This is a genomic window from Cupriavidus sp. GW823-FHT07B10 (assembly GCF_058794355.1).
In genome coordinates, this window is sequence record NZ_JBXAGS010000001.1 from 412,463 (window position 1) to 425,673 (window position 13,211).

Annotated in this window: 12 protein-coding genes; 5 read left to right on the forward strand and 7 right to left on the reverse strand. The window is 68.0% G+C overall.

Annotated elements, in window-relative coordinates; all coding sequences use genetic code 11:
* Window positions 1–5: 5 nt before the first annotated feature.
* From AC1Q6V_RS02065 to AC1Q6V_RS02080, 4 genes are read right to left on the reverse strand one after another with little or no spacing between them, the layout of a single operon-like run.
* Window positions 6–1,169: an ABC transporter permease gene (locus tag AC1Q6V_RS02065; RefSeq protein ID WP_439671242.1), complete on the reverse strand. Its 1,164-nt coding sequence runs from the start codon at window positions 1,167–1,169 to the stop codon at window positions 6–8.
* Entirely contained in the window at window positions 1,166–2,134 is a 969-nt protein-coding gene (locus AC1Q6V_RS02070; protein ID WP_454749219.1) for an ABC transporter ATP-binding protein, read from the reverse strand. The genes AC1Q6V_RS02065 and AC1Q6V_RS02070 overlap by 4 nt, the downstream gene beginning before the upstream one ends.
* Window positions 2,131–3,111: an HlyD family secretion protein gene (locus AC1Q6V_RS02075; RefSeq protein ID WP_454749220.1), complete on the reverse strand. Its 981-nt coding sequence runs from the start codon at window positions 3,109–3,111 to the stop codon at window positions 2,131–2,133. Before AC1Q6V_RS02075 ends, AC1Q6V_RS02070 begins: the two co-directional genes overlap by 4 nt.
* Window positions 3,108–3,803: a TetR/AcrR family transcriptional regulator gene (locus AC1Q6V_RS02080; RefSeq protein WP_010814424.1), complete on the reverse strand. Its 696-nt coding sequence runs from the start codon at window positions 3,801–3,803 to the stop codon at window positions 3,108–3,110. Before AC1Q6V_RS02080 ends, AC1Q6V_RS02075 begins: the two co-directional genes overlap by 4 nt.
* A 182-nt stretch (window positions 3,804–3,985) precedes the next feature.
* Between AC1Q6V_RS02080 and AC1Q6V_RS02085 the strand changes: the two genes are divergently transcribed.
* The gene (locus tag AC1Q6V_RS02085; RefSeq protein WP_454749221.1) at window positions 3,986–5,362 is read left to right on the forward strand and encodes a carbohydrate porin; all 1,377 of its coding nucleotides are present in this window, start codon (window positions 3,986–3,988) and stop codon (window positions 5,360–5,362) included.
* A gap of 15 nt (window positions 5,363–5,377) precedes the next feature.
* On the opposite strand, the gene queF is transcribed toward AC1Q6V_RS02085, so the two are convergent.
* Together queF and ilvA are read right to left on the reverse strand one after the other, a co-directional pair.
* Window positions 5,378–6,211 (reverse strand): NADPH-dependent 7-cyano-7-deazaguanine reductase QueF, encoded by an 834-nt coding sequence (gene queF, locus AC1Q6V_RS02090; protein WP_010814426.1) that lies wholly within the window; start codon window positions 6,209–6,211, stop codon window positions 5,378–5,380.
* Window positions 6,212–6,228: 17 nt separating this feature from the next.
* The gene (gene ilvA / locus AC1Q6V_RS02095) at window positions 6,229–7,767 is read right to left on the reverse strand and encodes a threonine ammonia-lyase, biosynthetic (RefSeq protein WP_010814427.1); all 1,539 of its coding nucleotides are present in this window, start codon (window positions 7,765–7,767) and stop codon (window positions 6,229–6,231) included.
* Between the two features lie 312 nt (window positions 7,768–8,079).
* Here ilvA and otsB point away from each other — a divergent pair, with 312 nt between their 5' ends.
* From otsB to AC1Q6V_RS02115, 4 genes are read left to right on the forward strand one after another with little or no spacing between them, the layout of a single operon-like run.
* Window positions 8,080–8,883: a trehalose-phosphatase gene (otsB, locus tag AC1Q6V_RS02100; protein ID WP_454749222.1), complete on the forward strand. Its 804-nt coding sequence runs from the start codon at window positions 8,080–8,082 to the stop codon at window positions 8,881–8,883.
* 13 nt (window positions 8,884–8,896) lie between these two features.
* The gene (locus tag AC1Q6V_RS02105) at window positions 8,897–10,762 is read left to right on the forward strand and encodes a glycoside hydrolase family 15 protein (protein ID WP_010814429.1); all 1,866 of its coding nucleotides are present in this window, start codon (window positions 8,897–8,899) and stop codon (window positions 10,760–10,762) included.
* 48 nt (window positions 10,763–10,810) lie between these two features.
* The gene (gene otsA / locus AC1Q6V_RS02110; RefSeq protein WP_010814430.1) at window positions 10,811–12,202 is read left to right on the forward strand and encodes an alpha,alpha-trehalose-phosphate synthase (UDP-forming); all 1,392 of its coding nucleotides are present in this window, start codon (window positions 10,811–10,813) and stop codon (window positions 12,200–12,202) included.
* A 35-nt stretch (window positions 12,203–12,237) separates the two neighbouring features.
* Complete coding sequence (locus AC1Q6V_RS02115; protein WP_010814431.1) at window positions 12,238–12,582, forward strand: 4a-hydroxytetrahydrobiopterin dehydratase; 345 nt, start codon at window positions 12,238–12,240, stop codon at window positions 12,580–12,582.
* A 12-nt stretch (window positions 12,583–12,594) separates the two neighbouring features.
* On the opposite strand, the gene AC1Q6V_RS02120 is transcribed toward AC1Q6V_RS02115, so the two are convergent.
* Window positions 12,595–13,200: a nucleotidyltransferase family protein gene (locus AC1Q6V_RS02120; protein ID WP_454749223.1), complete on the reverse strand. Its 606-nt coding sequence runs from the start codon at window positions 13,198–13,200 to the stop codon at window positions 12,595–12,597.
* Between the last annotated feature and the right edge of the window lie 11 nt (window positions 13,201–13,211).

A 13,211-nucleotide genomic window follows, 5' to 3' on the forward strand; every position in this document is an offset into this window, starting at 1 on the left:
CCCCTTCAGTCCAGCGTGCGGCGGTAGAAGCGCACCGCAATTGCCATCACCACCACGATGAACAGCGCCATCGGCCACACATTGGGCCATAGCTCGACCCAGCCGTTGCCCTTGAGCAGGATGCCGCGCACCATGCGGTGGAAATACGTCATCGGCAGGATGTTGCCGATGGCCTGCGCCCAGCCCGGCATGCCGGCGAACGGGAACATGAAGCCGGACAGCAGGATGTTGGGCAGGAAGTAGAAGAACGTCAGCTGCATCGCCTGCAGCTGGTTCTGCGCCAGCGACGACAGCGTGATGCCCACCGTCAGGTTGGCCGCGATAAACAGCAGCGCCGCCAGGTACACCGCCAGCACCGAGCCGACGAACGGCACGCTGAAGATCCAGCGCGCGGCCAGCAGCACGATGGTCGCCTGGATCAGGCCGATGAAGATATAGGGCACGATCTTGCCGGTCATCACCTCGAGCGGCCGCACCGGCGTGGCCAGCAGGTTCTCCATGGTGCCGCGCTCGCGTTCGCGCGTCATGGCCAGGCCGGTCATCATCACCATGGTCATCGTCAGGATCACGCCCATCAGGCCGGGAATGATGTTGTATTGCGTGATGCCTTCCGGGTTGTAGAGCCGCTGCACCTGCACGTCGAAGGGCGGCTTGCCGCCGGCCAGCGGCGCCAGCGATCCCTTCAGGTCATGCGTGGCCACGCGGTAGGGCAGCTGCGGTAGCGCGGCGATGGCCTGGCCGGTGGCGGAGGGATCGGTGGCATCGGCCTCGACCAGCAGCGCGGGCCGTTCGCCGCGCAGCAGACGGCGCGTGAAGTCGGGCGGGATGGTCAGCACGAACTGCACCTCGCCCTTCATCAGCGCCTCGCGCCCGGCCTGTTCGTCCGGCAGCGTGCCGACCAGCTTGAAATACGTCGATTGCTCCATGCTGGCGATGAAGGAACGCGTGAATTCGCTCTGGTCGGCGGCAATCACCGCGGTCGGCAGGTGGCGCGGATCGGTGTTGATGGCAAAGCCGAACAGCAGCAGCTGCATGATCGGCAGCCCGATGATCATGGCGAAGGTGACGCGGTCGCGCCGCAGCTGCAGGAATTCCTTGAGCACGATGCTCCACCAGCGTTGCAACGAGAAGCGCTGTTGCGCGGCCGGGTTGCGGGCGGCGGCTGTCATGACGCCTCCCTGGCCTTGCGGGCCGCCATATTGTCTTCGGCCCCGCTCATCATGTGGATGAACACGTCTTCCAGGCTGGTCTGGGTCTGCTCGACGCGCCGGCCCGGTCCGGCCAGCCGCGCAAGCGTATCGGCCAGCGCCTGCGCATCGCGCCCGGTCACATGCAGCGCGGTGCCGAAGGCCACGGTCTGCTCCACGCCCGGCGCACCCTGCAGCTGCTCGGACAGCGCGGCGAGGTCGTCGCCTTCCACGCTCCAGGTCGACAGCTTCTGGCAGGCCACCACTTCATCGGCGGTGCCCTGCGCCAGCAGCTTGCCGTAGGCGATATAGGCCAGCTTGTGACAGCGCTCGGCCTCGTCCATGTAGTGCGTGCTGACCAGCACCGAGATGCCGCGCGCGGCCAGCTGGTGCAGCTGCTCCCAGAAGTCGCGCCGGGCCTTGGGGTCCACGCCCGCGGTGGGTTCGTCGAGCAGCAGCAGCTCGGGCTCGTGCAGCAGGCACGCCGCCAGCGCCAGCCGCTGCTTCCAGCCGCCAGACAGCGCGCCGGCCAGCTGCGCCGAGCGCGTGGCCAGGCCCAGGTCTTCCAGCGCGCGGTCGACCGCCTCGCGCCGGTTCGGCATGCCGTAAACGCGCGCGACGAAGTCCAGGTTCTCGCGGATCGACAGGTCGTCCCAGTAAGAGAACTTCTGCGTCATGTAGCCGACGCGGCGCTTGATCTCGTCGGACTCGCTGCGGATGTCGTAGCCCAGGCAGGTGCCCTCGCCGGAATCGGGCGTCAGCAGCCCGCACATCATGCGGATCGAGGTGGTCTTGCCGCTGCCGTTGGGGCCGAGGAAGCCGAAGATCTCGCCGCGCGCGACCTGCATGCTGAGGTCGTTGACCACGTGCTTGTCGCCGAAGTGCTTGTTCAGGCCGCGCACGTCGATGGCGAGTGCGGCCGCGCCGCCGTTCTCTCTGGTGTTCATTGCCGCACCACCTCGACGGGCTGGCCCGGCCGCAGCTTGGGCGCATCGGCCGCCGCCGGGCGCGCTTCGACCAGGAACACCAGCTTGCGCCGCGTCTCGTTGCTGTAGATCACCGGCGGCGTGTATTCGGCCTCGTTGGCTACGTAGCTGATGGTGGCCGCCACCGGCGCGGCGCAGCCGTCGCAGCGCACCTGCACCGCCTGGCCGTTGCGCAGCGCGCCCACCACCGTCTCCGGCACATAGAAGCGCACCTTGACGTTGCCCGGTGGCAGCATGCGCACCACGGGGCTGCCCGCCGGCACCCACTCGCCGAGGCGGTAGGGCGTGTCGTAGACCAGCCCCGCCTGGGTCGTGGCCACGGTCTTGCGCGACAGCTTCCACTCGGCCTGCGCCAGCGCCGCGCGCGCGGCCGCCACCTGCGCGGCCTGCGCGGCTTGCTGCGCATCCCGGCCCGGCAGCCGGGCCACGTCGATATCGCGCTGCAGTTCGCGCACGCGGGCGGCGTCGCTGCTGGCCTGTGCGCGCGATTCGTCCAGCTGCGCCTGCGCGATGCCGCCGATCTCATACTGGCGCTGGTCGCGCCGCAAGGCCGCGGCACTGCGCTGCGCCTGGGCCTGTGCCTGCGCCAGCTGGGCGCGGCTGACCTCGACTTCGACCGGGCGCTTGCCGGTCTTCATGTCTTGCAGCTGTGCCTCGGCTGCGCGCAGCTGGTCTTCGGCCTGCTGGCGCGCGGCGCGCTCGTCGTCGGATTCGAGTGCAAACAGCGCGGTGCCCTGGCCGACCTGCTGGCCGCGCTGCACCGACAGCGTGTCGAGGCGCCCGGCGAACGGCGAGGCCACGCTGACGAATTCGCCTTCGACATAGCCTTGCCAGGTGTCGGCGCGTTCACGGCTGCAAGCGGCGAGCAGCAGCACCGCCGCCAGCGTGGCAAGCGCCGCTGCCGGCAGTTGCGGGCGGGTGGGGTGGGCGTGCTTCATGATGACTCCGGAGAAAGCCTGGACTTGCCGGCATCGGGCGCCGGTGCCAGCCCGTGCGTCAGCAGCGCGGATACGTGGCGCACCAGGGTGTCGGTATCGACCGCTTCGCCGCCGGGCAGCCGGCGCCAGATATGGGTGGTGGCCAGCGGCAGCAGCGTCAGGCCGATCAGCGACGGCATCACCAGCGCCGGCTCCAGTCCGCTGTTGAGCTGCCCGCGCGCGATCGCGGCCGCCAGCGGCGCGCTCAGTGCGCCGGCGCGCTGCAGCGCGAAGCGGTCCAGCACGCGCTCGCGCAGGGCGCCTTCGGCGCTGGCGACTTCGCGGATCCACAGCCCGGGGAACCAGGGCGTGGCGGCCGCGGTGCGGATCAGCTGGCCGGCGATGCCGATCAGCATGGCCATCGGCTCGGCATCGCCGGCGGCAGCGAAGACGCCGGCCACCAGCGGCTGCAGCTTTTCCTCGACCACGGCGTCCAGCAGCAATTCGCGGTCGCTGAAGTAGTAATGGACCAGCGCCGGCGTCACGCCGGCCTGGGTGGCAATCGCCTTGACCGGGGTGCCGGCCACGCCCTGGCGCGAGAACAGCTCGGTGGCCGCATCGAGGATGCGTTCGCGCTGGCCGGGCTGGCCGGCCGCAGGGCGACCGGGGCTGCGGCGGGCGGAGGGTTTCGGTTTGGCGGGCGGGCGCGGCATGGGCGCATGGATGCAAGCGGTCTTCAGTGAATATTAATTTTTGCGTTAATTAATTCAAGCGCGGTTACAACGTCGGCTTTCCGGCACCCCGTGGCAGGTAGACATGTCATGGACGCTTGGCTATGCTGCGGGCGCCGAAGCGCGCTGTCTCCGGCACATCCCCTTGCCGATCGCCTCTGCCGATGCCGTTCCCGCCACTTGCCAGCGCTCCCGTTCGTGGGGCGCTCCGTTTTCGTCGTGTGATGGCCGCGCTGGCCTGTTGTGCGTGGCTGCCAGCAATGGCGCAGCAGGCAGAGCTGGTGCAAGGCCCGGCTGAAGCGGAAAGCCCATTTGCCTTCCACGGCCAGAGCACCTACATCTGGCAGCGCAAGCCATCATTCGGCGCCGCATACTCCGGCCCCAACAGCCTGGGTACCGAACGGGCCAAGAGCTACTCGTTCAGTGCGACGCTGGATCTGGGACTGAAGCTGTGGCCAGGCGCGGAGTTCCACTTCAATCCGGAAGCCACGCAAGGCGTGCCGTTTTCCGGCCTGCACGGCCTGGGCGGCTTGTCCAACGGAGAACTGGGCAAGGCCGCCAGCACCAACCCGGTGTTCTACGGGGCGCGCGCGTTCGTGCGGCAGACCTGGGGCCTGGGCGGCGGCAGCGAAGCGCTGGAAGCGGATTTCAACCAGTTTGGGCGCACCGTCGATCAGCAGCGCGTGGTGCTGACAGCGGGCAACTTCAGCGTGCTGGATGTCTTCGACCAGAACGAGTTCGGCTCGGACCCGCGCACGCAATTCATGAACTGGTCGTTCATGACGCATGGCGCCTTCGACTATCCGGCCGATGCACGCGGCTATAGCTGGGGCCTGTCGCTGGAATACATCGGCGACGGCTGGTCGGCGCGCATCGGGCGCTTCCTGCAGCCGCTGGAATCCAACGGGCTGCGGCTCGACACCCGCATGTTCGAGCACTACGGCGACATCATCGAAGTGGAGAAGCGCTACCAGCTGGCTGGCCGGCCCGGCACCGCGCGGCTGCTGTGGTTCCGCAACAAGGCGCGCATGGGCGCGTTCAGCGATGCCATCGGCTTCGGCATGGCCAACAACACCACCCCGGACGTCGCCGACGTGCGCCGCGAGCACGCCAAGAGCGGCGTGGGCGTGACACTGCTGCAGCAGGTCACCGATTCACTGGGGATGTTCGCGCGCGCCAGCCTGTCCGACGACAAGACCGAGACCTACGCCTTCACGGAAATCGGCCGCCAGGTGTCGGCGGGCGGCGTGCTGAAGGGCGATGCGTGGGGACGTGCGCGCGATGCGCTGGGCGTGGCGGTGGCGATCAACATGCTGGGCCCAGACCACCGCAACTACCTGGCCGCGGGCGGGCAGGGCGCGTTCCTGGGCGACGGTGCGCTGCGCTACGGGCCCGAGCAGATCCTGGAGATCTACTACAGCTTCCAGCCGGTGAAGTACCTGAGCATCAGCCCGGACTTCCAGTACGTGCGCAACCCCGGCTACAACCGCGACCGCGGGCCGGCGAAGTTCTACGGGGTGCGCCTGCACGGGGAGTTCTGATCCTCCCCGCCTGCCTCATTGCCGCGCGTTGCGCTTGTTATCCGGCCACGCCGTATTGAAGTTGGTGCGGAACGGGTTGATATCGAGCCCGCCGCGGCGCGTGTAGCGCGCATACACCGCCAGCTTGACCGGCTTGCACTCGCGCATCACGTCCATGAAGATCCGCTCCACGCACTGCTCGTGGAACTCGTTGTGGTTGCGGAACGAGATCAGGTACTTGAGCAACCCTTCCTGGTTGATCGGCGCACCCACGTAGCGGATCTGCACGCTGCCCCAGTCCGGCTGGCCGGTGACCAGGCAGTTGGACTTCAGCAAATGCGACACCAGCGTTTCCTCCACCGGCGATTCTTGCTGGTCGGCAGAGAGCAGCTCGGGCGCGGGCTCATAGCGGTCCACCTCGATGTCGAGCCGGTCCAGCAGCAGGCCATCGAGCTCGCCCATCTTCTGCTTGCCCAGGTCCGCTTCAGTCACCAGCCGCACCTGCACGGTGCCGCCGGTGGCTTCGGACAGGTCGTGGTGCAGCAGCTGCTGCAGCGCCTCGGGTGAAGCAATCCTGGTCTGGTTGAACGAGTTCAGGTACAGCTTGAACGACTTGGACTCGATGATATTGGGCGTGTCCGACGGGATGATGAAGCTGGCCAGCGCCACCTGCGGCTTGCCCTTCAGGTTCAGCCACGACAGCTCGTACGCATTCCAGATATCGACGCCGAAGAATGGCACCGGCTTGCCTTCGGGCAGGCCGATCTCGGTGCGCTTGGGCTGGCGCGGGATCGGGAACAGCAGCGAGGCGTCGTATTCGGTCTTGTAGGCCGAGGGCTTGCCCAGCGGCGAATGTTCAGGGAGGCTCATGGGGCGCTCAGCAGGTGTCAGGACAGGAACAGCTTGTACACCGGGTTGTCGGTCTCGTCCCAGTGTACGTAACCCAGCGTCGAAAGGAAGGCGCGGAAGGCGCGCTTCTCGTTCTTCGGCACCTGGATGCCGACGAGGATGTTGGAGGTGTCCGCGCCCTGGTTGCGGTAGTGGAACAGGCTGATATTCCAGTTCGGGCTCATGCTGGACAGGAACCGCATCAGCGCGCCCGGCCGCTCGGGGAACTCGAAGCGGTACAGCAGCTCGTCATGCGCCAGCGCCGAGCGCCCGCCCACCATGTAGCGGATATGCTGCTTGGCCAGCTCGTCGTTGGACAGGTCCAGCGTGTCGAAGCCGTGCTTGCGGAAGCTGGCCGCGATCTTGTCATTCTCGGCGCGGCTGGCGATCTGCACGCCAACGAAGATATGCGCCATGCTGGTATCCGCGATGCGGTAGTTGAACTCGGTCACGCTGCGCGTGCCCACCAGCTCGCAGAAGCGCTTGAAACTGCCGCGCTCTTCCGGGATGGTCACGGCGAACACGGCTTCGCGCGCCTCGCCCACCTCGGCGCGCTCGGCGACAAAGCGCAGGCGGTCGAAGTTCATGTTGGCGCCGCAGGCGATCGCCACCAGGTGCTGGCCCTTGAGCTTCTCGCGCTCGGCATAGGCCTTCAGGCCTGCCACGGCCAGCGCGCCGGCCGGCTCCAGGATGCTGCGGGTGTCCTGGAACACGTCCTTCAGGCCCGCGCAGATGGCGTCGGTATCCACCAGGATGATGTCGTCGACCAGCTCGCGCGTGATGCGGAAGGTCTCCTTGCCGACCAGCTTGACCGCAGTGCCGTCCGAGAACAGCCCCACTTCCTTCAGCTCGACGCGCTTGCCGGCGTCGACCGAGCGCTTCATCGCGTCAGAGTCCACCGTCTGCACGCCGATCACCTTGATCTCGGGGCGCACCGCCTTGATGTACGAGGCGATGCCAGAGATCAGCCCGCCGCCGCCGATGGCGACGAACACGGCATGGATCGGGCCCGGGTGCTGGCGCAGGATCTCCATGGCGATGGTGCCCTGGCCGGCGATGACCTCGGGATCGTCGAACGGATGGATGAAGGTCAGCTTGTGCTTCTTCTCCAGCTCCGCGGCGTGGTTGTAGGCGTCGCTGTAGGACTCGCCGTGCAGCACGATTTCCACCCACTGGCCGCCGCGTTCGCGCACGGCGTCGATCTTCACCTGCGGCGTGGTGACCGGCATGGCGATGATGGCCTTGCACTGCAGGCGCGCCGCGGACAGCGCCACGCCCTGCGCGTGGTTGCCGGCCGAGGCGGCGATCACGCCGCGCCTGAGCTCTTCCGGCGTCAGCGAGGCCATCTTGTTGTATGCGCCGCGCAGCTTGAAGGAGAAGACCGGCTGGGTGTCCTCGCGCTTGAACCAGACCGAATTGCCGGTGCGCGCCGACAATTGGTGCGCGTAGGTCAGTTCGGTCTCCTGCGCCACGTCGTAGACCTTGGCGGTCAGGATCTTCTTCAGGTAATCGGGTCGGGCGGCGGACGTGCGGGTCATGGTCTCGGGGCGGGCCGTGGGGCGGCGCAAAAAAAGGCGGAAATTCTGGCGGAAACCGTCAATGATAAAGGATGGCGGCGACTTCCACCCGGCCCGGGCGACGCTCCCGCCGCCCGCGACGGGCGGCCCGGGCCGCGCGGAGGTCACTCTTCGTGTGGATGACGATGCACTCATGCGGGCAAGGCGAGCCAGGGCGCAGCGGGGGCCGCAGACGCTTGGCCCTGGACTTGCGTCGAGGCCAGGTTGCGTGCGCGCCATGTAGGACGGCGTCCGGTGGACGCCGGTCAAAACGACGTGTTACGGTGTAACGCGATGCCACAACTACCGCTAATCGAATCCAATACCGCCCTGTTTCTCGACTTCGACGGCACCCTGGCCGACCTGGCCCCGCGCCCGGAACTGGTGCAGGTCGAACCCGAACTGGTCGGCACGCTGCACACGCTGTTCGAGCGTCTGGACGGCGCGCTGGCCGTCATCTCCGGGCGGCCGATCTCTGAACTCGACCACTTCCTGCAGCCGCTGCGGCTGCCGGCGGCCGGCGTGCATGGTGCTGAATTCCGCACCGACGGCGGCATGGTGTCCAAGACTTCCGCCGCCCCCGGCCTGGAACTGCTGATCCCCCACCTGGAAGCGCTGGTGCGCGCCTATCCCGCGCTGCGGCTGGAGCGCAAGTCCGTCGCCGTCGCCATCCACTACCGCCAGGCGCCTGAACTTGCCGGCGTGGTCGATGCCGCGGTCACCGAGGTGCTGCGCCATGCCGTCGGACTGGAAGCGCTGCCCGGCAAGATGGTGGTCGAGATCAAGCCGGCCGGCGTCGACAAGGGCGACGCCATTGCCGCATTCATGAAATCCGCGCCGTTCGCCGAGCGCATGCCGCTTTTTGCCGGCGACGACCTGACCGACGAGCCGGGCTTTGCCGCCGTGCGCAAGCTCGGCGGGCTGGGCGTGCTGGTGGGCCAGCGCGAGACCGTGGCCAGCGTCACCGTGCCCGGGCCGGCCGCGCTGCGCAGCTGGCTGCACCGATCGGCCCGCGCGCTGGAAGGCGCCGGCGGCCACCCGCGCGCCGTGCCGAATGAGGCCGAGCCAGGCCCGGCCCGGCGCACAACGACATCCTGAGGGAGGTATCGCTGTGACCAATCCGAGCAGCCCGAGCGAACCGGGCCAGCCGCCGACCGAAGGCGTGCACAAGACCGTGGACGGCGGCAGCCGCTTTGCCAATCCGTCGTTGTCGCTTGGCATGATCGGCAACTGCGCCATCTCTGCGCTGGTGGACTGCCGCGCGCGCATTGTCTGGTCGTGCCTGCCGCGCTTCGATGGCGACCCGGTGTTCAACGCCCTGCTGGACCCGAGCGAGAACGCCGGCCATTTCTCGATCGAGATCGAGGACTTCCAGTCGTCGCGGCAATGGTACGAGCCCAATACCGCGGTGCTGCGCACGCGGCTGACGGACATCCACGGCAACTGCCTGGAGATCACCGACTTTGCGCCGCGCTTCTTCCGGCTGGGGCGCTATTTCCGCCCGACCACGCTGGTCCGGCGCATCCGCCCGGTGCGCGGCGCGCCGCGCGTGCGCGTGGTGGTGGCGCCGCGCTTCGAATGGGGCCGCAAGGCGCCGCAGACGACGCGCGGCAGCAGCCATGTGCGCTATATCGGCGACGACATGACCCTGCGCATGACCACCGACGCGCCGATGGCGTACGTGCTGTCGCATACGCCGTTCCTGGTCACGCGCGGGTACAACTTCATCCTCGGCCCGGACGAGACCCTCGCGCACGGCGTGGAAGAAACCGCGCGCGACTTCGAGCAGGAGACCACCGCCTACTGGCGCCTGTGGAGCCGCCGCCTGGCGGTGCCGCGCGAATGGCAGGACGCGGTGATCCGCGCGGCTATCACGCTGAAGATGTCGCTGTTCGAAGAGACCGGCGCCATCGTCGCGGCGATGACCACCAGCATCCCCGAGGCGCCGGGCAGCGGCCGCAACTGGGACTACCGCTTCTGCTGGCTGCGAGACGCCTTCTTCGTGGTGCGCGCGCTCAACAGCCTGTCCGAGGTCGGCACCATGGAGGATTACCTGCGCTGGCTGTCCAACGTGGTGATGCAGTCGCAGGACGGACATATCCAGCCGCTGTACGGCATCGGCCTTGAGCGCGAGCTGCCTGAAAGCATGCTCGACCATCTGCCGGGCTACCGCGGCATGGGCCCGGTGCGCGTGGGCAACCAGGCGCAGGAGCACTTCCAGCACGATGTCTACGGCAACGTGGTGCTGGGCGCGGCCCAGGCCTTCCATGATCACCGGCTGCTGCACCGCGGCGGCCCCGCTGAATTCCGCCGGCTGGAAGAGGTCGGCGAACAGGCAGTGAAAGTGTTCGGCACGCCCGATGCCGGCATGTGGGAGCTGCGCACGCGGGCGCGCGTGCATACGTCGTCGGCGCTGATGAGCTGGGCCGCCTGCGACCGCCTGGCCAAGGTTGCCGACAAGCTCCAGCTGCAGGCGCGTGCCGCCTACTGGCACGACCATGCCGAGCGCATGAAGGAGCGCATTCTGGCCGAATCCTGGAGCGAGGAGCGCCAGGCCTTCGCCGAGAGCTTCGGCGGGCGCGAGCTGGATGCCAGCGTGCTGCTGATGGCCGAAGTCAATTTCATCGAGCCGCGCGATCCGCGCTTCATCGCCACCGTCAAGGCGCTGGAGGCATCGCTGTGCGACGGACCCTATATGCGCCGCTACGAGGCGCCCGACGATTTCGGCAAGCCCGAGACCGCGTTCAACATCTGCACGTTCTGGCGCATCGATGCCCTTGCGCGCATCGGCCGGCGCGAGGAAGCGCGCGAGATTTTCGAGTCGATGCTGGCCTCGCGCAATCCGCTGGGGCTGCTGTCCGAGGATACCCATCCGGTGACCGGCGAGATGTGGGGCAATTTTCCGCAGACGTATTCGATGGTCGGGCTGATCAATGGCGCGATGCGGCTGTCGGCGCCGTGGGACACGGTGATCTGAACCGCCTGCGCGCACGGCAACCAGAACAGAGGACTCCAAGAACAACATATGCCAAGACTTGTAGCGGTATCCAACCGGGTCGCCGATCCCCGCAACGTGGCGGCGGGCGGCCTCGCCGTGGCGCTATCCGAAGCCCTGCGCCAGACCGGCGGCATGTGGTTCGGGTGGAGCGGCAAGGCGCTGGAAACCGCCCAGGGCGGCACGCCCGGTGAAGGCGACCTGCATCTGCAGCAGGCCGGCAACGTGACGCTGGCCACCGTCGACCTGAGCCGCGAGGACCACGACGCCTATTACCTGGGCTACAGCAACGGCGTGCTGTGGCCGGTATTCCACTACCGGCTGGACCTTGCGGACTTCGACTCCAATTTCCTGAACGGATACCGGCGCGTGAACCAGCTGTTCGCGCGCAAGCTGGCGCCGCTGCTGCAGCCCGACGACATCATCTGGATCCATGACTACCACCTGATCCCGCTGGCGTCAGAGTTGCGCGCGATTGGCTGCGGGCAGAAGATCGGCTTCTTCCTGCATGTACCGCTGCCGCCGCCGCTGATCCTGGCCGCCATCCCGCAGCACGAGTGGCTGATGCGCGCACTGTTTGCCTACGACCTGCTCGGCTTCCAGAGCCATGCGGATGTCGAGCACTTCTCGCGCTATGTGCAGGCCGAAGCGCAGGCCGAGCCGATGGGCGAGCACCGCTACCGCGCCTTCCACCGCACGGTGCGGGCGCAGGCCTTCCCGATCGGCATCGACGTCGACGAGTTCATGGAGCTGGGCCGCGGCGCGGACGCGCAGGAAACCTACGAGATGATGTGCGCGCAGTACGCGCGCCGCCGGCTGCTGCTTGGCATCGACCGGCTCGACTATTCCAAGGGCCTGCCGCAGCGGCTCAAGGCGTTCTACCGGCTGCTGGCCGAGTACCCAGAGAACCGCTCGAGCGCAACGCTGGTGCAGATCGCCGCGCCCTCGCGCGAGTCGGTCGATGCCTACGTCGACCTGCGCCGCGAGATGGAACAGCTGAGCGGCTCCATCAATGGCGAGTTCGGTGAGCTGGACTGGATGCCGGTGCGCTATATCCACCGCACCACCGCGCGCAAGCGGCTGCCCGGCCTGTGCCGCGCCAGCCGCGTGGCGCTGGTGACGCCGCTGCGCGACGGCATGAACCTGGTGGCCAAGGAGTTCATCGCCGCGCAGGACCCCGAGGACCCGGGGGTGCTGGTGCTGTCGCGCTTTGCCGGCGCCGCCGAGCAACTGCGCGAGGCGCTGCTGGTCAATCCGTACGACACGCGCGCCACCGCGCAGGCGATCCAGCAGGCGCTGCACATGCCGCTGGCCGAGCGCCAGCAGCGGCATCAGAAATTGCTGGAGCGCATCCGCGCGCAGGATGTGCACTGGTGGAGCAGCGAGTTCCTGCGCGCACTGACTGAGACCGAAGGGGCCTGAGGCGCGGGCTGTTCTTCCGGTCGGGGAGCATGACCATGAGCGAAGACCTGGCAGCGCAATCGTGCACGCCTTGCCGTGGCGGCGTGCCGCCGCTGACGCCGGCTGAAGCCGAGATGCTATTGCAGCAGGCGCCGGGATGGGAGCTGGTCGATAGCGCGACGCGGATCGAACGGCGTTTCACCTTCGGCAATTTCGCGCAGGCGCTGGCGTTCGTGAACGGCGTCGGGCAACTGGCCGAGACGCAGGGGCATCATCCCGAGATCAGCTTTGGCTGGGGGCATGCCACGGTGTCGTGGCGGACCAAGAAGATCAAGGGCTTGCACCGGAATGATTTCATCATGGCGGTGAAGACGAGCGAGCTGGCGGAGGGGATCGGGTGAGGTTGGTGGGGGTCACTTCAGATCCCCGGGCGTATCAATATCCCGAAACGCCCCTTCATCCTCGGTCAGGATCCGCGTCACAGGCTTGTCCTTCAGCAACGCCCGCGCGCCCTCATCGCCATCCAGCTTCAGCAATTCCTCGCGCCAGGCTGCGCCAAAACCCACCGGATGCCCACGTTGCCCGTTGCGCCAAGGGGCGGCGATGGTGTCCGGCGCGGTGATCGTCAATGCCACCGCCCGGATCAGTTCCATCGGCAGCCAGGGCATGTCCGCCAGCGCCACCACCCAGCCGCGCGCTTCGGGCGTGGCGGCCACGGCAGCACGCAGGGCAGCGCCCATGCCGGCTTCGGCGTCGGGCGACTCGAGCACGCGGCAGCCGCCGCGGCGCAGTTCCTCCGCCAGTGCCGGGTTGCCCGGACGAATGACGGCGATCGATTCCGGCAGCGCCGCGGCCAGCGTGCGGGCGCTGCGCCAGGCCACGGAGCGGCCGCCGGGCAGCACCTCCAGCAGCTTGTTGCGTTTGCCGGCGGCGTCGAAGCGGTGGCCGTAGCCTGCGGCCAGCAGGATGCCGGTGGGCAGGTCGGTGCGGAGCAGGGGAGCGTTGGGGGCGGCAGTCATGGCGGCACTTG